20 protein-coding genes are annotated in these 23,799 nt (G+C 74.7%); 12 read left to right on the top strand and 8 right to left on the bottom strand.

Annotation, left to right across the window (positions count from 1 at the left end):
* Positions 1-171 precede the first annotated feature (171 nt).
* Positions 172-1,527 (top strand): hypothetical protein, encoded by a 1,356-nt coding sequence (locus K7640_RS14645; RefSeq protein WP_222955353.1) that lies wholly within the window; start codon positions 172-174, stop codon positions 1,525-1,527.
* Between the two features lie 274 nt (positions 1,528-1,801).
* Complete coding sequence (groL, locus tag K7640_RS14640) at positions 1,802-3,424, top strand: chaperonin GroEL (RefSeq protein ID WP_222955352.1); 1,623 nt, start codon at positions 1,802-1,804, stop codon at positions 3,422-3,424.
* 67 nt (positions 3,425-3,491) lie between these two features.
* On the opposite strand, the gene K7640_RS14635 is transcribed toward groL, so the two are convergent.
* Together K7640_RS14635 and K7640_RS14630 are read right to left on the bottom strand one after the other, a co-directional pair.
* Positions 3,492-4,415, bottom strand: coding sequence for a GNAT family N-acetyltransferase (locus K7640_RS14635; protein WP_222955351.1), 924 nt, complete (start codon positions 4,413-4,415; stop codon positions 3,492-3,494).
* A 48-nt stretch (positions 4,416-4,463) separates the two neighbouring features.
* Complete coding sequence (locus K7640_RS14630; protein ID WP_222955350.1) at positions 4,464-6,878, bottom strand: S8 family serine peptidase; 2,415 nt, start codon at positions 6,876-6,878, stop codon at positions 4,464-4,466.
* Between the two features lie 65 nt (positions 6,879-6,943).
* Between K7640_RS14630 and K7640_RS14625 the strand changes: the two genes are divergently transcribed.
* Both K7640_RS14625 and K7640_RS14620 read left to right on the top strand, forming a co-directional pair.
* On the top strand, positions 6,944-8,776 hold the full coding sequence (locus tag K7640_RS14625; protein ID WP_222955349.1) for a glycerol-3-phosphate dehydrogenase/oxidase: 1,833 nt from the start codon (positions 6,944-6,946) through the stop codon (positions 8,774-8,776).
* 59 nt (positions 8,777-8,835) lie between these two features.
* On the top strand, positions 8,836-9,360 hold the full coding sequence (locus tag K7640_RS14620) for a hypothetical protein (protein ID WP_308042558.1): 525 nt from the start codon (positions 8,836-8,838) through the stop codon (positions 9,358-9,360).
* A gap of 110 nt (positions 9,361-9,470) precedes the next feature.
* On the opposite strand, the gene K7640_RS14615 is transcribed toward K7640_RS14620, so the two are convergent.
* On the bottom strand, positions 9,471-10,871 hold the full coding sequence (locus tag K7640_RS14615) for an FAD-binding oxidoreductase (RefSeq protein ID WP_222955348.1): 1,401 nt from the start codon (positions 10,869-10,871) through the stop codon (positions 9,471-9,473).
* Between the two features lie 52 nt (positions 10,872-10,923).
* On the opposite strand from K7640_RS14615, the gene K7640_RS14610 reads away from it, so the two are divergent.
* Positions 10,924-11,196 (top strand): DUF4031 domain-containing protein, encoded by a 273-nt coding sequence (locus K7640_RS14610; protein ID WP_222955347.1) that lies wholly within the window; start codon positions 10,924-10,926, stop codon positions 11,194-11,196.
* Positions 11,197-11,310: 114 nt separating this feature from the next.
* Here the strand turns inward: K7640_RS14610 and K7640_RS14605 are convergent, their stop codons facing one another.
* A complete protein-coding gene (locus tag K7640_RS14605; protein ID WP_222955346.1) occupies positions 11,311-11,985 on the bottom strand; it encodes a metal-dependent phosphohydrolase in 675 nt (224 codons plus the stop codon).
* A 101-nt stretch (positions 11,986-12,086) separates the two neighbouring features.
* Between K7640_RS14605 and K7640_RS14600 the strand changes: the two genes are divergently transcribed.
* Positions 12,087-13,349: an aromatic acid exporter family protein gene (locus K7640_RS14600; protein ID WP_222955345.1), complete on the top strand. Its 1,263-nt coding sequence runs from the start codon at positions 12,087-12,089 to the stop codon at positions 13,347-13,349.
* 17 nt (positions 13,350-13,366) lie between these two features.
* Positions 13,367-14,860 carry a PrsW family intramembrane metalloprotease gene (locus K7640_RS14595; protein ID WP_222955344.1) on the top strand — a complete coding sequence of 498 codons (1,494 nt, stop codon included), beginning with the start codon at positions 13,367-13,369 and terminating at the stop codon, positions 14,858-14,860.
* Between the two features lie 16 nt (positions 14,861-14,876).
* Here the strand turns inward: K7640_RS14595 and K7640_RS14590 are convergent, their stop codons facing one another.
* Positions 14,877-15,044 (bottom strand): hypothetical protein, encoded by a 168-nt coding sequence (locus K7640_RS14590; protein ID WP_222955343.1) that lies wholly within the window; start codon positions 15,042-15,044, stop codon positions 14,877-14,879.
* 155 nt (positions 15,045-15,199) lie between these two features.
* Positions 15,200-15,538, bottom strand: coding sequence for a co-chaperone GroES (locus K7640_RS14585; RefSeq protein ID WP_222955342.1), 339 nt, complete (start codon positions 15,536-15,538; stop codon positions 15,200-15,202).
* A 52-nt stretch (positions 15,539-15,590) separates the two neighbouring features.
* On the opposite strand from K7640_RS14585, the gene K7640_RS14580 reads away from it, so the two are divergent.
* Positions 15,591-16,994 carry an AI-2E family transporter gene (locus tag K7640_RS14580; protein ID WP_222955341.1) on the top strand — a complete coding sequence of 468 codons (1,404 nt, stop codon included), beginning with the start codon at positions 15,591-15,593 and terminating at the stop codon, positions 16,992-16,994.
* Between the two features lie 132 nt (positions 16,995-17,126).
* Here the strand turns inward: K7640_RS14580 and K7640_RS14575 are convergent, their stop codons facing one another.
* The gene (locus K7640_RS14575; RefSeq protein ID WP_222955340.1) at positions 17,127-19,271 is read right to left on the bottom strand and encodes an ATP-dependent DNA helicase; all 2,145 of its coding nucleotides are present in this window, start codon (positions 19,269-19,271) and stop codon (positions 17,127-17,129) included.
* A gap of 138 nt (positions 19,272-19,409) precedes the next feature.
* Here K7640_RS14575 and K7640_RS14570 point away from each other — a divergent pair, with 138 nt between their 5' ends.
* Positions 19,410-19,913 carry a DUF402 domain-containing protein gene (locus K7640_RS14570; protein ID WP_222955339.1) on the top strand — a complete coding sequence of 168 codons (504 nt, stop codon included), beginning with the start codon at positions 19,410-19,412 and terminating at the stop codon, positions 19,911-19,913.
* A 13-nt stretch (positions 19,914-19,926) separates the two neighbouring features.
* On the opposite strand, the gene sigJ is transcribed toward K7640_RS14570, so the two are convergent.
* The gene (gene sigJ / locus K7640_RS14565; protein ID WP_222955495.1) at positions 19,927-20,889 is read right to left on the bottom strand and encodes an RNA polymerase sigma factor SigJ; all 963 of its coding nucleotides are present in this window, start codon (positions 20,887-20,889) and stop codon (positions 19,927-19,929) included.
* Between the two features lie 147 nt (positions 20,890-21,036).
* On the opposite strand from sigJ, the gene K7640_RS14560 reads away from it, so the two are divergent.
* The 3 genes from K7640_RS14560 (at position 21,037) to K7640_RS14550 (ending at position 23,788) form a co-directional block, all read left to right on the top strand.
* Positions 21,037-22,032 (top strand): PPK2 family polyphosphate kinase, encoded by a 996-nt coding sequence (locus tag K7640_RS14560; RefSeq protein ID WP_255608992.1) that lies wholly within the window; start codon positions 21,037-21,039, stop codon positions 22,030-22,032.
* A 120-nt stretch (positions 22,033-22,152) separates the two neighbouring features.
* Entirely contained in the window at positions 22,153-22,779 is a 627-nt protein-coding gene (locus K7640_RS14555) for a DUF47 domain-containing protein (protein WP_222955338.1), read from the top strand.
* A 4-nt stretch (positions 22,780-22,783) separates the two neighbouring features.
* On the top strand, positions 22,784-23,788 hold the full coding sequence (locus K7640_RS14550; RefSeq protein WP_222955337.1) for an inorganic phosphate transporter: 1,005 nt from the start codon (positions 22,784-22,786) through the stop codon (positions 23,786-23,788).
* The last annotated feature ends 11 nt before the right edge of the window (positions 23,789-23,799 follow it).

The following is a 23,799-nucleotide window of genomic DNA, read 5'->3' as shown; positions in this document are numbered from 1 at the left end:
CGCCGGGGCCGGCTCCGCGACAGTTTGCCGGGCCCTCGCGGCGCGAAGGCGTCCTCGCCGGGCCCCGAGGTGGCGGCTCGCCAGGCGGCTCCCCCGAAAGGGGGCTGCGGAGCCGACCCCGCACCAGGGAAGATCATGAGCCGTTCCAGCCCTTGTCGCTGAGGAGGCCTCATGTCCGACCAGCCCCCACCGGGAGCCGCCCCCGGCGAACCGGACGGGTCCGGTCAGCCCGGTTCCGGAGGTCCCGGTCGCCCCGGCCCGGCGGAACCGGCGGCACCCCTGCCGTCCGACCCGACCGCAGCGCCGGGCGGCTCGGTGTTCCCGCCGACCGGAGTGCTGCCGGGTAACCCGGCCACGCCCAGCGGCTACCCGCCCGGTTACCCGCCCTACGGCGGCTACCCGCCGGGCCAGCCCTACGGCCACCCGCCGGACCAGCCGCACGGGGCCTACCCGCCGGACCAGGCGCACGGGGCCTACCCGCCCGGCCAACCGCACGGGGCCTACCCGCCGGGCCAGCCGCACGGGGCCTACCCGCCCGGGCAGCCGTACGGCGGCCACCCGGCGGGCCAGCCCTACGGCAACCCCCCGCCGGGCCAGCCGTACGGGAACCCCCCGCCGGGGTACGGCGGCTATCCGGGCGGGCCCGTGCCGCCCTACGGCGGGTGGCCGGCCGGTGCCGGCTGGAATCCGCAGGACCCGCTGGTCAATCCGCCGGGTGGCGGCCTGGAGGGTTGGTGGAACCGCGGGCTCGCGGTGCTGGGCCGCAGCTGGCGGATCCTGGTGCCGCTGCTGCTGATCACCCAGGCGGTGCCGGCGCTGGTGATCTCGGTGCTCTCCCTGCTGCTCACGCCGGACGGCGAGCAACTGGTCACCACTCCCGACGGCAACACTCCGCTGCCCCCGGGGTTCCTCGCCGAGGTGGGTACCTTCGCGGCGGTGATCGGCCTGGGTGCCCTGCTCTTCGGCCTCGTCCAGGCCGCCGGCTGGGCGGGCGGTGCGTGGGCGGTCACCCGGCAGGCGCTGGGCGAGCAGGTGACGCTGGGTGCGGCGCTGCGCTACGGCTTCCGCCGGGCGCTCGGCCTCTGGGGCTGGAACCTGCTGGTCGGCCTGCTGATAGGAGTGGGGGTCTGCTTCTGTTTCCTGCCGGGCATCTATCTGGCCTTCGCGTTGAGCCTCGCCGCCCCGGTCTACGTCTACGAGCGGGAGAACCCGATCGGCCGGTCGTTCCGGATGTTCCATGACCGGCTGGGCATGATGCTCGGCCGGATCTGCCTGGTGGGTGTGGTGGTCATCGTCGGCAGCCTGCTCGTCTCGGTGCTGGAGGGCGTCGGCACCGAAGCCCTGGGCGCCGACCCGTGGGGTTCGCCCGGCACCGCCGGGGTGCTGGTCGTGCTGCTGGTGATCAGTGCCGCGCTGAACGTCCCGGTCCAGATGATCCAGCAGGTCGGCATCGTGGTGACGTACGCGGAGCAGCGGGGGCAGGAAGGGCCGGTGGACACCGCGCGGTTGGCCGGTGAACTTGGCTGACCGGCAGCCATCGTGCTTGCACTCGGCTAGGGAGAGTGCTAAACAAGTCATTGGCACTCGCGTACGGTGAGTGCCAATGGTCGGGACGGTGGGGCCACGGTTCCAGCGGCGTAGGAGACGCCGGTGGGGCACATGGCCGGTCGTCGCGGGCTATCCGGCCCGGCCGAAGGACGTCGTCGTCGCCAGGTGGCGACGTCCCAAGGTGCGTACACCAGGCGGCCCATCCGGCGCACACATCCGGGTGGCCCGTGAGTGTCCAGGAGGACAACGCCGTATGGCCAAGATGATCGCGTTCGACGAAGAGGCGCGCCGCGGCCTCGAGCGGGGCATGAACCAGCTCGCCGACGCCGTGAAGGTGACCCTCGGCCCCAAGGGCCGCAACGTCGTGCTCGAGAAGAAGTGGGGTGCCCCCACCATCACCAACGATGGTGTGAGCATCGCCAAGGAGATCGAGCTCGAGGACCCGTACGAGAAGATCGGCGCCGAGCTGGTCAAGGAGGTCGCCAAGAAGACCGACGACGTGGCCGGTGACGGCACGACGACGGCGACCGTCCTCGCCCAGGCCCTGGTCCGCGAGGGCCTGCGCAACGTGGCCGCCGGTGCCAACCCGATGGCCCTGAAGCGGGGCATCGAGGCTGCCGTCTCCAGCGTCTCGGAGGAGCTGCTCAAGCTCGCCAAGGACGTGGAGACCAAGGAGCAGATCGCCTCCACCGCCTCCATCTCCGCCGGTGACAACACCGTCGGCGAGATCATCGCCGAGGCGATGGACAAGGTCGGCAAGGAAGGCGTCATCACCGTCGAGGAGAGCAACACCTTCGGCCTGGAGCTCGAGCTCACCGAGGGTATGCGCTTCGACAAGGGCTACATCTCCGCCTACTTCATGACCGACCCGGAGCGTATGGAGGCCGTCTTCGACGACCCGTACCTCCTGATCGTCAACAGCAAGATCTCCTCGGTGAAGGACCTGCTCCCGATCCTGGAGAAGGTCATGCAGTCGGGCAAGCCGCTGCTGATCATCGCCGAGGACATCGAGGGCGAGGCCCTGGCGACCCTGGTCGTCAACAAGGTCCGGGGCACCTTCAAGTCGGTCGCCGTCAAGGCGCCGGGCTTCGGTGACCGCCGCAAGGCCATGCTCGCCGACATCGCCATCCTCACCGGTGGCCAGGTCATCAGCGAGGAGGTCGGCCTCAAGCTGGACGCCGTCGGCCTCGAGATGCTGGGCCGCGCCCGCAAGGTCGTGGTGACCAAGGACGAGACCACCATCGTCGACGGTGCCGGCGACGCCGACCAGATCCAGGGCCGGGTCAACCAGATCCGCGCCGAGATCGACAAGAGCGACTCCGACTACGACCGCGAGAAGCTGCAGGAGCGCCTGGCCAAGCTGGCCGGCGGTGTTGCGGTGATCAAGGTCGGCGCGGCCACCGAGGTCGAGCTCAAGGAGCGCAAGCACCGCATCGAGGACGCCGTCCGCAACGCGAAGGCCGCCGTCGAGGAGGGCATCGTCCCGGGTGGTGGCGTCGCGCTGGTGCAGGCCGGCAAGACCGCCTTCGACAAGCTGGACCTGACCGGTGACGAGGCGACCGGCGCCCAGATCGTCAAGATCGCGCTGGACGCCCCGCTGCGGCAGATCGCCGTCAACGCCGGCCTCGAGGGTGGCGTCGTCGTCGAGCGGGTCCGCAACATCGACCCGGGTCACGGCCTCAACGCCGCGACCGGCGAGTACGTCGACCTGCTGGCCGCGGGCATCATCGACCCGGCCAAGGTGACCCGTTCCGCGCTGCAGAACGCGTCGTCGATCGCCGCGCTGTTCCTCACCACCGAGGCCGTCGTGGCGGACAAGCCGGAGAAGACCCCGGCCGCCCCGGCTGGTCCGGGTGGCGGGGACATGGACTTCTGAGTCCAGCCCCAGCAAGACGCCGAAAGGGCGGGCCGCGTCAGCGGTCCGCCCTTTCGCGTACCCGGCGTTACCGCCTGATCGGCTTGCGGTACAGCCAGAAGACCCGCTCGATCCGGGCGCCCGCGGCACCGGAGTAGAACGGCACCGGCCCCACCCAGCCGATCTGCGCCGACCGCAGCCCGGCGGCGCGCTGGTCGCGCAGGCACCGGCGCAGCAACACCCCACCGATACCCATGCCCTCCGCCGCCGGCGCGGTGCCCATCGGTCCGAACCAGCCGGGCCGGGACGACCCGTACGCGGCGAAGCCCAACAGGGCGCCGTCTTGTTCGGCGAGGTGCGCACCCGCGTCCGGCCGCCCCACCGACCCGGTCAGCTCGCCGTCCCACGCGCCGCCGAAGACCGACCGCGCGAACGCCGCCAGCGCCGGCACGTCGGCCGGCTCGGCCCGGCGTACCGTGACGCCCCGCTCGGCCAGCCGGCGTTCCGCGGCGTCCGTCGGGCGCACCGCGGGCGAGCCGTCCGCCAGGTCCGCGGTCATGTTCCAGGCCGTACGGTCCTGGGTGTAGCCGAGCGCCAGCGCGGCGCAGATCGCCGGGGTGTAGCGCACGTCGATGCCCGGCCAGGCGTAGTGCGGCGGGTTCCCGGCGAGCAGCAGCTCGGTCGCGCCGAGCGCGGCGAGCCGCCGCTCCGCCCCGGCCAGCAGCGCCCGCCCGACGCCCCGGCGGCGCTCCTGCGGCGCCACCGCGACCAGGTCGACGTGGCCGAGCCGGGGATCCCGCTGCGACACCGAGCCGACCAGCACCCCGATCAGGTCCGGTCCGCGGACCGCGCCGAGCAGCACGACCGGCCGGTGCGCCGCCGCCCGAACGGTGAGCGTGTCCAGGATGCTCGGGGTCTCTGCGGCGTCCTCGGCCAGGTCGAGTGCGCGCCGGCAGAGGTCGACGGCCGCCGGCAGCAGCTCCGACCCCAGGTCAATGATCTCCACGTTCATGGGGGCTGACCGTAGTCTCCGCGCCACGTCACCGACGAGGGGAGCGGCTCACCCGGCGCGGGCCGCGCGCACGGCCGCGTACGCGTCGACCAGCCCGGCGCCGGCCACGTCCGCCACCCCGCCGCACCCTGGGGAGGCCGGCGAAGCGACCGGGGTGGCGGTCTCCCGCAGGATGGCCCGGGTCCGGGCCAGGTCACCCACCAGCGCCGGGTTGGCCGACCACATCAGCGCCACCACCCCGGCGACCTGCGGCGTGGCCATCGAGGTGCCGTCCAGGGCGGCGTACCCCCCGCCCGGCATCGCGGAGACCACCTCGGCCCCCGGCGCGACCAGGTCCGGCTTGGCCTCGCCGGCCGGCGTCGGGCCGCGGCTGGAGAAGTCGGTGACCTGGCGCTGCCGGTCGACCGCCCCCACGGTCAGCACGTCGGCGTACGGCGCGGGCGGGTCGGCGACCGTGCCGCAGCCCGGTCCGGAGTTGCCGGCGGCGGCGACGACCATGATCCCGGCCGCGTCCAGCGCCGCGGTGGCCGGCCGGAGCGCACCGGAGTCGCAGCCCTCGACCGGCGGGCAGCCCCAGGAGTTGGTGAGGACGTCCGGCGCCCGCTGCGGCCGGCCGTCGGTGAGCGGGTCGCCGCCGGCCGGGAAGGGCGCCAGCATGAACTGGAGGCAGTCCAGATAGTAGGCCGGGTTGCCCAGGTTGCGGTCCAGGTTGACGCAGCCGACCCAGCTCGCGCCCGGGGCCACCCCGATGCCGTCGCGGCCGACCGCGCTGCCCGCCGTGTGCGTGCCGTGCCCGCCCCGGTCGGTGGGCCGCCGGGAGTGCGTCCACGGGTCGTACCAGGAGTCGTCGCCGCCCCGGAAGCCGGCGGCCAGCGCCGGATGCCCGCCGTCCACCCCGGAGTCGGAGCTGCCCACCACCACCCCGGCCCCGGTGACACCCAGCTCGGACCAGACCCGGTCCGCCCCGAGCAGGCGGATGTTCCACTCCGGCCCGGTGGGCGCCGGCCGGTCGCCGTGGCTGGTCGGTGCCGGCGCGGGCAGCGGGCGGACCCGCTGGCTGATCAGCACCCGGGACACCTCCGGCCGCCGGCCGAGCCAGGCCCGTACCGCCGGCCCGCCGTCCACCTCGATCGCGTTGACCAGGTAGTACGGCGTCGGGTTGAGCCGCAGCCGGGTGAGCTGGCGGCGCAGGTCCGCCTGGGACCGGTCGGCGGTGGTGACCAGCCGGCGATAGACCTCGGCGGCCCGGACGTCGCGGCCGGCCCGGCCGGCGGCACCGGCGGGGATGCCGGTCAGGTCCGCCTGCTCGCGCAGCACCACCAGCAGCCGCTCGCCGTACAGTCCGGGTTGGCCGGGGCCGACGTCGACAAGCACCGCCGTGGCGGCGAGCACCGCGACGGTCACCGCCGCCACCCGGCGGCTCGGCGTGCGCGCCCGCCGGCGGGCCAGCAGCACGCCGTAGCCGGCGGCGAGCAGCAGCGCCACGGCGAGCCCGACCCCGGCCGCCACCGCGGTCCAGTAGGGCACGTCCCGGCCGGTGAGCAGCGGCAGCGAGATCTCCTCCGGGTCGGTGAACGCCAACGGGCCCAGCACGGCCAGCCCGACCAGCCAGCGGGTCGGCCCGGCCCCGGCCGGGTCACCCGCCCGGCGGGCCGCCGCGTGCAGCGCGGCGGCCAGGAAACCCGCCGGTGGCACGGTGAGCAGCGCAGGCAGTTGCGTCCCGGAGTGCCCGGTGCCGGCCGCGACCAGCAGCAGGGCCACCCCGGCGACCAGCCCGCCGAGCAGCACCAGCCGGGCCGGCCGGGGCGGCTCCCCGACGCTGAACGCGGCCCAGAAGTCGGCGTCGAGCAGCGCCCCGGCGAGCGCCCCGACGGCGGCCGCGGCCAGCCCGGCGAGCACCGTCTCCAGCAGGCCGCCCAGCGCGCCGACCCAGAGCCAGGGCAGCAGCAGGGCCAGGCCGGCCGCCGCGGCGAGCAGGGTCACCGCGCCCGGCCGCCGCCCGCCCGGACCGCTCTCGACGGGGGTACGCCGGCGCGCGAGCCGGGTCAGCGCCAGCGCGGCCAGGGCGGCGGTGCCGGCCAGCCCGGCCAGGTACGCCTCGTGGTGCACCGGGGGCAGCGCCCGCCACAGGCCGAGCGCGCAGAGCACCACCGCGCCGCCCAGCCAGACCCGTCCGGTGGCCCGGACCGCCGCCGACCGGGGCAGCAGCGCGAGCAGCAGGGCCGGCACGCCGACCAGCACCGCGGTGACCAGTCCGAGCAGCGGCCAGAGCCAGACCAGCCGGGTGCCGGCGTTCAGCTCGAACTGGTCCACCCCCCAGCCGGCGAGCTGCGGAAGCGCCACCACCGGGACGGTCCAGAGCCCGGCCAGCACGGCGGCGACCACCGGCCACGGGCTGGACCGGGCCGGCGGCGGGGCCCAGGGGCCGGGCGGACCGTACGGCGGCGGGGGACCGACCTGCATGCCCACAGACAGTACGGCGTGGCGGGCGCGTGCCGGGGCGAGCCCGGGACGGTTACCGTGGACGGGTGCGTGACCCCAACGTCTCCCGAGCCGTCGCCGGTCAGTTGTCCCCGCAGCGCCGCGCTGCCGACCTGCGCAAACTCCGCGCCGAGCGGTTCGACGTGCTGGTCATCGGCGGCGGGGTGACGGGTGCCGGCGCCGCCCTCGACGCGGCGTCGCGGGGGCTGAAGGTGGCCCTGGTGGAGGCGCGCGACTACGCCGCCGGCACCTCCAGCCGCTCCAGCAAGTTGATCCACGGCGGCCTGCGCTACCTGGAGCAGTTGGAGCTGCACCTGGTCCACGAGGCGCTGACCGAGCGCGGGCTGCTGGCCACCCGGCTGGCGCCGCACCTGGTCCGGCCGGTCCCGTTCCTGGTCCCGCTCCCCGCCGGGGAGCGGCTGCGCGACCTGCCAGCGCGGATCTTCCGCCGGTCCTACTACGGCGCCGGGGTGGCCGCCTACGACGCGTTCGCCGGGCTGTTCGGCGGCGGCCGGGGCATGCCGCTGCACCGGCACCTGAGCCGCGAGGGGGCGCGCCGGGCCTTCCCCAGCCTGCGCGGCGACCGGCTGGCCGGGGCGATCCGCTACTACGACGGCCAGGTCGACGACGCCCGGCTGGTGGTCACCCTGGCCCGGACGGCGGCCAGCCTGGGCGCGACGGTGGTGAACAGCACCCGGGCGGTCGGCCTGATCCGGCAGGCCCGCGAGGTGACCGGCGTCCGGGTCCGCGACCTGGAGGCGCCCGCCGGATCGCCGGACGCCGAGTTCGAGGTACGCGCCCGCACGGTCGTCGCCGCCACCGGGGTGTGGAGCGACGACATGTCCCGGATGCTCAACGACGTCGGGCTGCGCCCCGGGATCCGGGTGCGGGCGTCGAAGGGGGTGCACCTGGTGGTGCCCCGCTCGGCGATCACCGGCGGGACGGGGCTGATCCTGCGCACGGCCACCAGCGTGCTGTTCGTGATCCCGTGGGGCGGGCACTGGATCATCGGCACCACCGACACCGACTGGCGGTTGGACCGGTCCCACCCGGCGGCCAGCGCACGCGACATCCAATACCTGCTCGACCAGGTCAACACGGTGCTCGACCGGCCGCTCACCATCGACGACATCGAGGGCGTCTACGCCGGGCTGCGCCCGCTGCTGGCCGGCGAGGCCGACTCCACCTCCAAGCTCTCCCGCGAGCACGCGGTCTTCGAGCCGATGCTCGGGCTGCTGCTGGTGGCCGGCGGCAAGTACACGACGTACCGGGTGATGGCCTCCGACGTGGTGGACCGGGCGGCCCGCCGGCTGGGCGGGGCCCGCCCGTCGCGCACGGCGGACCTGCCGCTGCTCGGCGCCGACGGGTACGCGGCGATGTGGCGGGACCGGGCCGACCTGGCCCGCCGGCACGGGGTGCAGGTCGGGGTGGTCGAGCACCTGCTGGAGCGGTACGGCTCGCTCACCCCGGAGCTGCTCGCCCTGATCGACGCCGACCCGCTGCTCGCGTCGCCGCTGGCCGGCGCGCCGGAATACCTCGCCGCCGAGGTGACGTACGCGACCCGGGCCGAGGGCGCGCTGCACCTGGAGGACGTGCTCACCCGGCGTACCCGGATCTCCTTCGAGACCAGCCACCGCGGCCTGGAGTCGGCGGAGCACGCCGCGGAGCTGATGGGCGCGGTGCTCGGCTGGGACGCGGCGACCCGGGCCCGCGAGGTGGACCACTACCGGGCGCGGGTGGAGGCGGAGCGGCAGTCACAGTCCATGCCGGACGATGCCACGGCGGACGCGGCCCGGCTCGGCGCCCCCGACGTACGCGGTTTCGCCGCCGATCGGGGCGGCGACGGCGACATCGCCGAGCTGCCCTCGTCGTCCCGCTGACCGATCCGCGACCGGTCGGCCGGTGTCCGCGATTCCCATCGTGCGGTAGTTTCCGCCGCGTGGCTTTCCCCCTCTGGTCGCGCCTGAGTGTCCTCTCCGTCGCCGCCGTGCTGGTCGCCACACTCGGCGCCTGCGCGATCGGCCCGGTCCGCCGGGCCGGGGCGGGCGGCACACCCGCCGGCGACGGGACCGCGTCGGACCAGCCCGTGGCACCGACCGGCGCCAACCGGGTCAGCCTGGTCCAGAAGCTCGGCTCGGACGGGCCGCTGCGCACCCTGAACGTCGAGCCGGACGGCCGGTGGGAGTGTGTCGACTGCGCCGGCGACGGGGTGACCTCCACCGGTGCCCTCGACCCCGGCCGGCTGCGGCGGCTGCACACGCTGCTCGCCGACCCCCGGCTGGCCGGGGAGACCGACGAGGTCCGGCAGTACCGGGCCAGCTGCATCGACGCGCTGACCTCCAGCCTGCTCACCACGGCCGGCCTGATCACCTCGCAGGACTGCCCGGGCGAGGAACGGCCGCCGGTGGCCGAGGAGATCCTGGTGCTGCTCACCCAGGCGACCCCGGCCGAACCGACCTCCTGAGCACGGGCCGCCGGGTCACCGGCCAGCGGCCGTGCGTTAACCGGGGGCCCTTCCTCACCTCCCGCCGGCGACGGGCGGCCGGGCGCGGACCCCCCGCCGCGCTGCGGCGCTCAGAGCACCTTGCCCGGGTTGAACAGGCCGTCCGGATCCAGCGCCGCCTTGATCGCCTGGTGCACCCGGACCCCGACCGGCCCGATCTCCCGGGCCAGCCAGTCCCGCTTCAGCAGCCCCACCCCGTGCTCGCCGGTGCAGGTGCCGCCCAGCGCCAGGCCGAGCCGCATGATCTCGTCGAACGCTCGCCGGCCGCGTTCGACGCTGGCCGGGTCGGCCCGGTCGATCACGATGTTCGGGTGCAGGTTGCCGTCCCCGGCGTGGCCCACCACGCCGATCGGCACGTCGCACTCGGCCGCGATCCGGGCCACCCCGTCCAGCAGCGCGGCCAGCGACCCGCGCGGCACGGCCACGTCGTCGATGACCAGCCCGCCGTTGCCGCCGGGAAAGGCGTCCGCGGCGAACTTCTCCATCGCCGGGTGGGCCGACCGCCGGGCCTGCAACAGCGCCGCCGCCTCGACCGCGTCGGTGGCCGCGTACACCTCGCTCGCCCCGGCCGCGGTGCAGACCTCGGCGATCCGGGCCAGGTCGTCGGCGGCCCGCGCGCCGGTGTCGGCGGCGGCCAGCAGCAGCGCCTGCGCGTCGGTACGCAGGCCCATCGGCCGGTACGCCTCGATGGCGACCAGATGGGTGCGGTCCAGCAGTTCGAGCAGGCTCGGGGTGAGCCCCTGTGCGGCGATGTCCGCCACCGCCGCGCCGGCCGCCGCGGTGGTGTCGAAGACCGCCACCATGGTGAGTGACTCCTCGGGCGCCGGGCGCAGCGCCACGGTGATCTCGGTGATCACCCCGAGGGTGCCCTCGGCGCCGACGAAGAGCCGGGTCAGGTCGTACCCGGCGACCCCCTTGGCGGTACGCCGGCCGGTGCGCAGCACCTCACCGGAGGCGAGCACCACCTCCAGCCCGAGCACGTACTCGCTGGTGACGCCGTATTTCACGCAGCACATGCCGCCGGCGTTGGTGGCGACGTTGCCGCCGATGGTGGACGACTCCCAGGAACCCGGGTCCGGCGGATAGTAGAGGCCGCGCTCGGCGACCGCCCGGGCGAGCCGCGCGTTGACCACGCCGGGCTGGACCACGGCGATCCGGCTCACCGGGTCGATCTCCAGAATCTTGTCCATCGCCACGGTGCTCAGCACGACCGACCCGTCGACCGCGTTGGCGGCGCCGGCCAGCCCGGTGCGGGCACCCTGCGGCACCACCGGCACGCCGTGCCGGGCCGCCGCGCGGACCACCGCCACCACCTCCTCGGTGTCGCGCGGCCGGGTCACCACCAGCGGCGTACCGGCCGCGCAGAGGTCGGCCTCGTCGCGCCGGTGGGTCCGCAACAGGTCCGGGTCGGTGAGCACGGCGGCGCCGCCGAGGGCGGCCCGCAGGTCGGCGAGGAGGGGGGAGTCGGCCATGTGCGAACGCTAGCGCGGTGCCCGTCCCGCCCGAGCGGCTACATTGGCCGCCATGCTGTATCTGGACGAGCCGCGGGTGCCCTGGCGGGGCCGCCTCTGGTCACACCTGGTCAGCGACGTCTCGTACGCCGAGCTGCACGCCTTCGCCGAGGCGCTGGGCGCGCCCCGACGCGGCTTCGACCGGGACCACTACGACATCCCGGCCGAGCGGTTCCCGGTGGCGGTCTGGCTCGGCGCCCGGGTCGTCCCGAGCCGCGAGATCGTCCGACTGCTCCGCGCGGCCGACCTGCGCCGCCCCAAGCACCTGGCCCGCCGCGCCGCCTGACCCGCGCCCGACCCCCGCGCCCGCTCCTCGCCCGACCCCCGCTCCCGCGCCTGTCCGTCCCGCAAGATCGTGCTCGATCCGGGAAACAGGGGCATCCGAGCCCGGACGAGGCCACTACTTCCCGGGTTGAGCGTGATCATGGTCGTCGGGCGCGGTCAGGTCGGCGAGTTCGCGGGTGAGGTTGGCGCGGGCCCGGGCCTCCCAGCGCGCCGCGAGCGGCGGCAGGCGGTACAGCGCGGGCAGGGCGAGCAGGGCGGTGAGCACCCGGGCCCGCCCGGCCCGGAAGTCCGGCTCGGGCACGTGCGCGTACTCCCGGCGGACGGCGACCGCGTAGCCGTCGTACTCCGGTTCGGGGCGGGCCAGGACGGCCAGGTCGGCGTCGCAGAGCAGGGCGCCGTCGCGGTCGCCCGGGTCGACCCGGTGCCCGGCGGTGAGCAGCACCAGCCGGGCCACCTCGGCCACCCCGGCGGCCGGCACCCCCAGCCCGGCCAGCAGCCGGCCGACCAGCTCGGCGCTGGCCCGCTCGTTGGCGTCCCCGGCGGCGCGCGGGTCGTAGACCGCGTCGTGGCCCCACCCGGCGAGCCGGACCAGGTGCGGGCGGGCGGCCAGGTCGGCGTACCGGTCGACGGTGGCCAGCACCGCCCGCAGGTGCGGAATCGTGTGGTAGTGCCGGTGCGGTTCCCGCCAGCGGGCCAGCAACCCCGCGCCGGCCCGGGCCAGGGCCGTCCGATCCGCCGTCGCCCCGGCGTCGCGCGCCGCGGCGCACCACCCGTCGATCAGTGCCTCCACCCGGGCGAGTCTGCCGCACCCGGCCCGCCACACCCGCCCACCCGGCCGTCCCACCTGCCCGCTGCGAGGATTGCCCCGCTCCGGCGCGGGTAGTACCCGCCATGGCCGTTGCCCGGGACCGCCGCCCCTCGTTCCTGCGCCGGGCCGGGCTGGGCGACGGCGGGACGGACATCGACTCGGCGCGGATCGCGGCGGCGGTCAACGAGCTGCGCCACCGGGGCAAGGCCACCCTGCACGACCGGCTGCACCGGGTCCGGATGGCCCTGGGCCTGGCGGTCCAGGCCGGGCTGGCCGCCGCGCTCGCCTGGGTCGTCTCGCACGAGTTCCTGCACAACCCGCAGCCGGTGTTCGCGCCGATCTCGGCGGTCGGCACGCTGGCCGCCTCGGTGGGCCAGCGGCTGCGCCGCACGGTGGAGCTGATCGTCGGGGTGGCGGTCGGGGTCTTCGTCGGCGACGTGCTGATCTATTTCCTGGGCACCGGCGGCTGGCAGCTCGGCCTGGTGGTGACCGCGGCCATCGTGCTGACCATCTTCTTCGGCGCCAGCGTGGCCATCGTGATCCAGGCCGCCGCGACCGCGGTGCTGATCGTCACGCTCAGCCCGTCCACCCACAACCTCGAGTTGCCCCGCTTCGTCGACGCGTTCGTCGGCGGCGGCATCGCCCTGCTGGTCACCGCGATCCTGCTGCCGCTCAACCCGCTCCGGGTGATCAACCGGGCCGCCCGCCCGGCCCTCGACCTGCTCGCCGACCAGCTCGAGGTCACCGCGACCGCGCTGCGTGACCGGGACCGGGACAGCGCCCAGCGGGCCCTGGAACGGCTCCGCGAGAACAAGGAGGAGCTGGCCACCTTCACCGAGGCGATCGAGGGCGCCAAGGAGACCAGCACGCTGTCGCCGGCGCGCTGGCACCGGCGCAGCGAGCTGACCCACTACGCCGAGGCGGCCGACCCGATCGACCGGGCGATGCGTAACACCGGCACCCTGATCCGGCGCTCGGTCACCATGATCGAGGACGAGGAGCCGATCCCGGAGCCGATGCCGGACGCGCTGGCGCACCTCGCCGAGTCGGTCCGGCTGCTGCGCCACGAGTTCGCCGCCGGCCAGGAGCCGGAGCAGGCCCGCGAGCGGTCGCTGCGCGCGGTCAGCGAGGCCGGCCGGGCGTACGCCCAGGGGGTGGGTTTCTCCGGCAGCGTGGTGATCGCCCAGGTCCGGACCACGGCGAGCGACCTGATGGTGGCCTCCGGCATCGAGCAGGAGGAGGCGAACCGGCTGGTCCGGCAGGCCTTCGGCGAACCGGAGCCGGCCAGCGGTGCGGCCGAGCGGCACGGTACGTCGCGGCCGCCCACCGCGCCCCCGGTGGGCTGACCGCGGCGGTCGCGCGGATGCGGCCGGCCGGCGCGGCCCCGGATGGCTACGCTGACCGCATGGCCGACACCCCGCCGGGCGGTTCGCCGCCGCCGTCGCCCGCGCCCGCCGTCCCGCCGCCGCCCGGTGCCGCCGCACCGCGGATGCCGCTGCGCCGGCTGGGCGGGCGTCGCATCCTCGGGCTGGCCGGGGTGATCCTGCTGATCGCCGCCTGCGCGGTCTTCATGCTGATCCAGCTCGGGTCCAGCCTCGGAACGCAGGCGCTGCTGGTCGGCCTGGTCGCCGCCATCCTGCCGGTGCCGGTGCTGGTCGCCTGCTTCCTCTGGCTCGACCGGTACGAGCCGGAGCCGCTCAAATACCTGATCTTCTGTTTCGCCTGGGGCGCGTTCGTCTCCACCGCCGCGTCGCTGACGGTGAACGAGACCGCCGCCCGGCTGTTCAAGGACTGGGGCCTGCCGCAGGCGCTGACCGCCGTGCTGGTCGCCCCGTTCATCGAGGAGCTGACCAAGGCGCTCGGCCCCATCCTGCTGCTGATCTTCCGTCGGCGGGAGTGGTCGGGGATCACCGACGGGCTGGTCTACTGCGGGCTCTCCGCGATCGGCTTCGCCATGGTGGAGAACATCCTCTACCTGGGCGGCTACGGCTACGCCTCCGGCGTCGAGCAGTACGGGCCGGCCACCGGCGTCCGGCAGGTGATCGCCATCTTCATCGTCCGGATCCTGCTCTTCGGCTTCGCCCACCCGCTGTTCACCTCGATGACCGGGGTCGGGCTGGGCATCGCCGCCCGCACCGCCGACCGCCGGGTACGCATCCTCGCCCCGGCCGCCGGCCTGCTGCTGGCGATGATGCTGCACGGCGCCTGGAACCTGCTGCCGTCGCTGGTGGCGGCCACCGGGGAGGGGCTGATCGCGCTCTACGGCTACCTCGGTGTGATGGTGCCGATCTTCTTCGGCATGGTCGGGCTGGCGGTCTGGCTGCGCGCCTGGGAGGGGCGGCTCACCGAGCGGACCCTGCCCGACTACGTCCGGGCCGGCTGGCTCACCCCGCCCGAGGTGGCCGCCCTCGGCAGCCTCGGGCGACGGCACGCCGCGCGTACCTGGGCCCGGCGGGTGGCCGGCGACGCCGGGCTGAAGGCGATGCGGGGCTACCAGTTCACCGCCACCCGGCTGGCGCTGCTGCGCGACGGCATGCGCCGCGGCCTGGACGCCCGCCCCGCCGACCGGGAACGGACGGTGCGGGAGGAGCGGGAGCTGCTGGACGCGATCAGCGCGTACCGGTCGTTCTTCGTCGGGCGGGACCCGCAGGCGCCGGTCGGCGTCTGGGACGGGCAGCGCTACCACCTGCGCTTCCCGGACGGTTCGCAGCGCACCGTCGAGGCGCCGGACGAGCCGGTGGTGCCGATCCCGGTGGTGCTCGCCCCGCCCCCGCCGCCCGCCCAGCCGGCCGGCTACGGCCCGCCCGGCTGGTACGGCCCGGGTCCGGCCGCGCCCTGGCCCCCGGGGCGGCACTGAACCCGGCACACCCGGGTCAGCTCATCAGGCCGGTGAGGAAGTCGCCCAGGCCCTGGGCGATCGCCATCAGCGCCGCGCCGATCCCGCGGAACAGCTGGGCCGCGCCGTCCGGCCGGAACGCCATGAAGTAGATCAGGAAGGCGACGAAACCCCAGAGCAGCACCTTCTTCACCAGAACCGGCATCGTCCCTCCCCAGGGCCCCGCGGACGTGCCTGGCTTCCCGCCTCCCCGCGACGCAAACGACACCGGGAACGGCGGGCACGCCGGGGCGCAGGGCTGGCAGGGGCGTCGCTACGGCGCCAGCGGGTCGGGTCGCGCCACCGGCGGCGACCCCGGGATCACAGGTACAGGCCGGTCGCGTCCGGCTCGACCCGCTCGGCGGCCACCGCGTGCACGTCCCGCTCGCGCAGCAGCACGTAGCCCCGGCCGTGCAGCTCGACCTCGGAGCGGTCGTCCGGGTCGAAGAGCACCCGGTCGCCGGAGACGATCGAGCGGACGTTCGGGCCGACGCCCACCGCGGTGGCCCAGGCCAGCCGCTTGCCCACCGCGGCGGTCGCCGGGATGACGATCCCGGCCGTGGAGCGGCGCTCGCCCTCCCCGCCCTCCGTCTTCACCAGCACCCGGTCGTGCAGCAGGCGGATCGGCAGGCCGACGTCGAGGTTCTGGTCGCTGGTCACGCCGCAGACGGTACCGCGTCGCCCGGCACGGGTGCGCCGGTGGTTACGGAGGATGACGGTTGGGCAATGTGTGGCGGATCTACCCTACGGTGACGCTGTCGGACGTACCCTGTGCGGACCGCGCCGTGCGGGCCGCCGTCGTTGCCAGGAGGTGCGCTTGAGCCGCTTCGAGCGGATACGCGGACGGCTGCGCCGTGCGTACGAGAACGGCCGGGATTCGGTGCGTGAGGCCCGGACCCACCCGGCGGACGTGCCGGAGGAGGCGCGGGTGGCCTCGCCGTCCTCGCCCGGACCGGCGGCGGCGCCGTCCGCGGTGGTGGTCGGCGCCGAGCCGCCGGCCGCCCTGCACAACTCCACCTCCAGCCGGGACGACGCGGACGTCCCGCACGGGCTGCGGATCGCCGCCGCCTGGTCGTGGCGGCTGATCGTCATCGGGGTGGTCACCTGGGCGCTGCTCAAGATCGTCGGCACGATCAGCGTCGTGATCATCCCGCTGGCCGTCGCGCTGCTGCTCTCCGCGCTGCTCGCGCCGGCGGTGGGTTGGCTGCTGCGGGCGCGCTTCCCGCGCTCGGCGGCGACCGCGGTGGTGCTGGTCGGCGGGCTGGCCGCGGTGGTCGCCACGATGACCCTGGTGGTCAACGAGTTCATCCGGGGCGTGCCGGAGCTGAGCGCGAAGTCGTCGCAGGGCGTCCGGCAGATCCAGGACTGGCTGAAGACCGGCCCGCTGCACCTGTCGGACAGCCAGCTCACCCGGTACATCGACGAGGCGCAGAACTGGATCAACGGCAACAGCGCCAAGTTCACCAGCGGCGCGCTCAGCACCGCGGCCACCCTGGCCGAGGTGCTCACCGGCACCATCCTGGTGCTCTTCGCCACCTTCTTCTTCCTGCGCGACGGCAACCGGATCTGGCGGTTCCTGGTCGGGCTGCTGCCGCTGGCGGCCCGGTGGAAGGTCGACGACGCCGGCCGGGCCTCCTGGGCCACGCTCGGCGCCTACGTGCGGGCCACCGTGCTGGTCGCCTTCATCGACGCCGTCGGCATCGGCATCTTCCTGGTCATCTTCGACATCCCGTTCGCCTTCCCGCTGGCCGCGCTGGTCTTCCTCGGCGCGTTCATCCCGATCGTCGGCGCCACGCTCTCCGGCGTGGTGGCGGTGCTCGTCGCCCTGGTGGACAGTGGTCCGTACATCGCCCTGGTGATCCTCGGCGTGGTGATCGGTGTGCAGCAGGTGGAGGGGCACGTGCTCCAGCCGCTGATCATGGGCCGGGCGGTGGCCATCCACCCGCTCGCCGTGATCATCGGCATCGCGGCCGGCGTGGTGCTGGCCGGGATCACCGGCGCGGTGGTCGCGGTGCCGCTGATCGCCGTGCTCAACACGGCGGTCCGCCGGCTGGCCGCCCGCACGGTGCCGGAAACCCCACCGGACGCCGTGGTGGTCGCCTCCCAGGCGCCCTGACCCGTCCCCGCCCCGCGCCTCCGGCCGTGCTGGCCCGAACTGCCGGATGTCGGGCCTTCCCGGGCCCGTGACGGCGCGACGTGCCGTATGTCGGTGCAACGCGGGCCGGCGGCGCCCTGGGGCGGGGCCGGGTCAGGATTTGCCGAGGCGTTCCAGGGCGCCGCGGGCCACCTCGGGGCGGGTGGTGTACCAGAACGGGGGCAGCGACCGGCGCAGGAACGGGCCGTACCCGCGGGCCGTCTCCAGCCGGGAGTCCAGCACCGCCACCACGCCCCGGTCCCCGGTGGCCCGGATCAGCCGGCCCACCCCCTGCGCCAGCCGGACCGCGGCGATCGGCACGCTCACCGCCGCGAAGCCCGAGCCGCCGGTGGCGTCCACGGCCGCCGCCCGGGCTGCGGCGAGCGGCTCGTCCGGGCGGGGGAAGGGCAGCCGGTCGATCACCACGAGCTGGCAGGCGTCGCCGGGCACGTCCACGCCCTGCCAGAGCGACATCACCCCGAACAGGCAGCTGGCGCGCTCCTCGCGGAACCTGCGGACCAGCAGCGGCAGTGCCTCCTCGCCCTGGAGCAGCACCGGCAGGTCGGTCCGCGCCCGCAGCAGCTCCGCCGCCTGCTGCGCGGCCCGCCGGGAGGAGAAGAGCCCGAGGGTACGCCCACCGAGCGCGCCGACCAGCCCGAGCAACTCCTCGCCGGCCGCCGTGGGCAGGCCCGACACGCTGGGGCGGGGCAGGTGCGCGGCGACGTAGAGGATGCCCTGCCGGGCGTAGTCGAACGGCGAGCCGACGTCCAGCGAGGACCAGCCCGGCCCCTCGGTGGCCGGGACGGTGCCGGTGGCGGCCCGGCTGCCCGGCGCGGCGGCCACCGGCGCGGGTGCCGCCGCGTCGCCGCGCGCCGTGCTGGCGGCCAGCGCGGCGGCGGCCGGCGACGGCGGGGCCGGTGCGGGCGCGTCCAGCCCGAGCGCCCGCGCCACCGTGTCGAACCGGCCGCCCAGGGCCAGGGTGGCCGAGGTGGCGACGACGGTGCGCTCGTCGTACAGGTGGGTGGCGAGGGTGCCGGCGACCGAGAGCGGCGCGACCACCAGCGCCCGGCGGCTGCCGTTCTCCGGCTTCTCGACCCAGGCCACGTCGTGCTCGGCCTCCTCCAGCAGCCGCTGCGCGGTGGTGGAGAGCTCGTCCAGCACGGCCTTGGCCTGCTGCTTGCGGACCGGGTCCGGGTCGTCCGACTTCACCTCGCCGATCGCGTCCAGCGCGGCCCGGGTGGCGGCGTCGAGCAGCGTGCACGCCTCTCGCAGTGGGCCCGGCAGCCCGGTGGTGAGCCGCCCGGCCGGCGCCTCACCCAGGCCCACGGCGAGCGCGTCGCCGGCCTCGGTCAGCCGCTCGGCGACGTCCGGCTTGAGCAGCGGCCGGGCCCGGCGGGCCGCCCGGTCGATCAGCTCGGGCACCAGCTCGGCCTGCGCCGCCGAGGAGACCCGGTCGGCCAACTCGTGCGCCTCGTCCACGATCAGCAGCTTGTGCGGCGGCACGATGTGCCGCCCGGCGAGCATGTCCACCGCCAGCAGGCTGTGGTTGGTCACCACGATGTCGGCCTCCCGGGCCCGGGCCCGGGAGGCTTCCGCGAAGCACTCCTGGCCGAACGGGCAGCGGGTCGCCCCGACGCACTCGCGGGCCGGCATGGAGACCATCCGCCAGGACTGGTCGTCGACGCCCGGGTCCAGCTCGTCGCGGTCGCCGGTGTCGGTCTTCTCCGCCCAGTCGCGCAGCCGCTGGATCTGCTTGCCGAGCCGGCCGGCCTCGCCGAGCCACTTCGTGCCGCCGCCGGCGCGGGGTGCGTCGAAGAGGGTGTCCTCCGGCTCCTCCTCGGTGGAGTTGTCCAGCCGGGCCAGGCAGAGATAGTGGTGCCGGCCCTTGAGCACCGCGAAGGTGGGCCGCCGGCCGAGCAGCGGCTCCACCGCGTCGGCCAGCCGGGGCAGGTCGTGGTCGACCAGTTGGGACTGCAGGGCCAGGGTGGCGGTGGAGACCACCACCGGGCCGTCCACGGTCAACGCCGGCGCCAGGTAGGCCAGGGACTTGCCGGTGCCGGTGCCGGCCTGCACCAGCAGGTGCTCGCGGCTGGCGACGCTGCGCTCGATCGCCTCGGTCATCTGCTGCTGGCCGGGGCGGGTGGCGCCGCCGGGCACCGCGCCCACCGCGGCGGTGAGCAGCTCGACCGCGCCGGGCCGGGCGCTCCGGCGCCTTCCACGGGGCGAGACGGGGCCGGTGGCGGTGCGGGGCGCGGTCACCGTGCGACGGTACCCGTCGAGGGCGACACCGCCGGCCGCCCCCGCCGCGTGGCGTCGTCACCGTACGGAACCGCAACCCCGCTGTCCGGTTATTTCCGTCGCAGCTTCGGTTGGGCGATATCGGTTAGGGTGCGACTCATGCCGAGCGACGTGGTCCGCGTGATCTACCGCAAGTACGACGGCAGCGCCCACCGCGACTACCCGGCCCGCCGGCTCACCGAGGACGATCTCGGTGTCTGGCTCGGCGTGCCGGCCGGCACCGAGTCCGTCTACCACGGCCGCCCGTCGGTCGAGCAGATCCCGTTCGTGCTGCTGGTGCCGCACCACGGCTGGTGGACGGGGATGTTCAACCCGCCGCCGCGGACCAGCGAGGTCTACTGCGACATCGCCACCCCGGCCCGCTGGGAGGGCGACACCGTGCACCTGGTCGACCTCGACCTGGACGTGGTGCGCCGGCGCGGCACCGGCCTGGTCGAGCTGCGCGACGAGGACGAGTTCGCCGAGCACCGGGAGCGCTTCGGCTACCCGGACGACCTGGTCGCCGAGGCGCGGGCGGCGGCCCGGTGGCTGCTCACCGCGCTGGGCGACGGCACCGAGCCGTTCGCCACCTCATACCGGAAATGGTTGGCCCTGGTGGTCTGACCCGGCGCCGGGGTCACCAGCTCGGCGGCCAGCCGGCGGCCTCCTCGGCGAGGGCCGGCACGGCGGTGAGCTTGTCCGGGTTGAGCTGGTTGAAGATGCCGGTGATCCGGCCGTCGGCCACCGCGAAGGCGGTGACCAGCCGGATCAGCCGGCCAGCCGGGTCGACGGTCTCGATGTGCAGGCCGAGCGACCCGTCCACCAGCACCACCCCTGCCTTCACCTGCCCGCCGTAGCGCCCGGCCCGGCCGAAGAGGCCGAGGGTGAACCGGCCGACCGCGTCGGCCCCGGTGACCGGGCGGCGGGCCGCCGAGAAGTGGCCGCCGCTGTCGCCGATCAGCACCACGTCCGGGGCCAGCACCCGGACCAACGCGGCCAGGTCTCCGGACTCGGTGGCGGCGACGAACGCCGCCATCACCCGCTGCTGCTCGGCGAGGTCGGCGGTGTGCCGGGGCGCGTCCGGGGCGGTGACCGCCCGGCGGGCCCGGGAGGCGAGCTGCCGGGCCGCCTCCGGGGTGGTCTCCAGCGCCTCGGCGATCCGGGCGAACGGCACGGCGAACACGTCGTGCAGCACGAACGCCACCCGCTGCTCCGGGGTGAGCCGCTCCAGCACCACCAGCAGCGCGGTGCCCACCTGGTCACGGCGGACCGCGCGCTCCGCCGGGTCCGGCGCGAAGCCGTCGGCGGTCGGGCCGAGCGGGGCCACCAGCGGCTCGGGCAGCCACTGCCCCGGGTACGTCTCCCGGCGCACCCGGGCCGAGCGCAGCACGTCCAGGCAGATCCGGGCGCAGGTGGTGGTGAGCCAGGCGCCGAGGTGCCGGATCTCGGCGCGGGCGGCCGGATCGCCGAGGGCCGACGAGTAGCGCAGCCAGGTCTCCTGGACGGCGTCCTCGGCCTCGCTCCGGCTGCCCAGCATCCGGTACGCCACCGAGGTCAGCCGCCCTCGTTCGGCCTCGAACTCCGTCGCCGCCATGTGCACCGCCATTCCGCCTCCCGCGCAGATTGTGCCCACCCACCGGACGCAGCGCAGCCCCCGAACGTGACAGGACGGCGTGTCCTGGCGCGGCCGGGGCTTCCGGTGTCCGCTCGGGAGGCGGGTGTCGACGCCGTGGGTGAAGATCGGGGGATGGGCGCTGATGACGTGACGGAGATCGTTCCGCCCGAGGGCGGGACCATGCGCGATCTGCTGCGGGCCGGATCGGACGGCGACCGGGTCGACCTCGGGGCGATCGATCCCCGGTCCATGCCGGGCCTGCCCGCGGCGGCGGGCGCCGGTGGCGGGCGCAAGGCGTGGGCCCGGCGGCAGGTCGAGGTGATCGGCGCCGAGCTGGGCCGGCAGCAGGAGATGCTGTTCGCCGCCGCGAAGGCCGCCCAGCCGGGCGCGGCGACCTCCGCGCCGACCACCGGCGGGCCGGAGCTGGGCGGGGATCGGCCCGGCCGGGTGCTGCTGGTGCTCCAGGCGATGGACTGCGGCGGCAAGGACGGCACGATCAAGCGGGTGGCCGGCGCGATGAACCCGCTCGGCCTGCACATCCGTTCCTTCGGCCCGCCCACCGCCGAGGAGTTGCGGCACGACTTCCTGTGGCGGATCCGGCGGGCCCTGCCGCCGCCCGGGTACGTCGGGATCTTCAACCGGTCGCACTACGAGGACGTGCTGGTCGCCCGGGTGGACGGGCTGGTGCCGGAGGCCACCTGGCGGGCCCGGTACGACGAGATCAACGAGTTCGAGCGGGAGCTGACCGCCGGCGGGGTGACGGTGGTCAAGGTGATGCTGCACATCTCCCGGGCCGAGCAGGGGGAGCGGCTGCTGGACCGGCTGACCGAGCCGCGCAAATACTGGAAGTACAACCCGGGCGACATCGACGCCCGGTCGCGCTGGGACGACTACCAGGCGGCGTACGCCGAGGCGCTGGCGCGGTGCGGCCCGGCCGGCGCGCCCTGGTTCGTGGTGCCGGCGGACCGCAAGTGGTACCGGGACTGGGCCGTGGCCCACCTGCTGCGGGAGACGTTCGACACGCTGGATCTCGGGTATCCGCCCGCGGACTTCGACGTGGCGGCGGAACGGGCGCGTTTGCGTGGTCTGCGGACGGGCCAAGGTGAACGGCGGGTGAACGAGGCATGAATCGCGCCTGACCAGGGGTGGGCCGGTCAAGGACCGGTCCCGGCGTTTCCTAGCATTCCCACGGCAGGCACTTCGGTGGCCGCGTGCCACCCCTACCACCAAGACGACGAGGTCCGTGCTGTGAAGTTTTCCTTCCGCCCTACCGAGGGCGCCTTCTACGAGCTCTTCACCAGGGCCGCACAGAACCTGGTACGGGGCACCGAGCTGCTCAACGAGCTGGCACTGCCCGGCGCGGACGTGCAGTCGGTGAGCGAGCGGCTGACCGAGGTCGAGCACGACAGCGACCAGATCACCCACGATCTCTACAAAAAGATCAACTCTACCTTCATCACCCCGTTCGACCGGGAGGACATCTACCGGCTGGGCTCGCTGCTCGACGACGTGATGGACCACCTGGAGGCGGTCGGCAACCTGCTCTACCTGTACGGGCTGACCAAGCTGCCCTCGCTGCCCCGAGAGATGCACGAGCTGGTCAACGTGCTCGACCAGCAGGCCAAGCTGACCGCCGACGCGATGCCCCGACTGCGGTCGATGAAGGACCTCGAGGACTACTGGATCGAGTGCAACCGGCTCGAGAACGACGGCGACCGGGTGTACCGGATGCTGCTGGTCCGGCTCTTCTCCGGCGAGTACGACGCGCTCACCGTGCTGAAGATGAAGGAGGTGGCCGACGAGCTGGAGGCCGCCTGCGACGCCTTCGAGCACGTGGCCAACACCGTCGAGACCATCGCGGTCAAGGAGTCCTGATCCTGTGAGTCCCGAACTCATCGCCGTGCTGGCGGTGATCGCGGTGGCCCTGGCGTTCGACTACACCAACGGGTTCCACGATGCCGCCAACGCGATCGCGACAAGCGTCTCCACCCGGGCGCTGACCCCCAGGATCGCGCTGCTGCTGGCCGCGGTCGGCAACTTCGTCGGCGCCCACTTCGGCGCCGGCGTGGCCAAGACCGTCGGCGACGGCCTGGTCACCCTTCCCACCGGGGTCGGCAGCCTCGGGGTGGTCTTCGCCGGGGTGCTCGGCGCCATCGCCTGGAACCTGATCACCTGGTACTTCGGCCTGCCGTCGTCGTCCTCGCACGCGCTCTTCGGCGGCCTGGTCGGGGCGACCCTGCTCTCCACCGGCGGCATCGTCCAATGGGTCACCATCGGCGAGAAGGTCATCCTGCCGATGATCCTGTCGCCGATCGTCGGCCTGACCCTCGGCTACCTGGTGATGCTGGCCATCCTCTGGGCGTTCCGCAACGGCCAGCCCGGCAAGCTCAACCGCGGCTTCCGCTGGGCACAGACCGCCTCGGCGGCGGCCATGTCGGTCGGCCACGGCATGCAGGACGCCGCCAAGACGATGGGCATCGTGGTCCTGGCGCTCTACACCGGCGGCTTCCAGAACGACAAGACGCACATCCCCGGCTGGGTGTTCTGGACCTCGGCGACCATGCTGGCCCTGGGCACGTACGCCGGTGGCTGGCGGATCATCCGGACCCTGGGCCGCAAGATCATCGACCTCGGTCCGCCGGAGGGTTTCGCCGCCGAGACGGTGGCCAGCGCGGTGCTCTACTTCAACGCGCTGGTGCTGAAGGCCCCGATCTCCACCACCCACACGATCACCTCGGCGATCATGGGCGTGGGCGCGACCAAGCGGCTCTCCGCCGTGCGTTGGAACGTCGCCGGCAACATCGTGATCGCCTGGATCATCACGTTCCCGGCGGCCGCGCTGATCGCCTGCCTGACCTACCTGCTGGTGCGCCCCCTGTTCTGAGGTGAAAGGAG

The organism is Micromonospora sp. PLK6-60, assembly GCF_019890675.1.
GTDB lineage: Bacteria > Actinomycetota > Actinomycetes > Mycobacteriales > Micromonosporaceae > Micromonospora.
The sequence above is the reverse complement of the archived record's forward strand: the minus strand, read 5'-3'. Positions and strand labels throughout refer to the sequence as shown.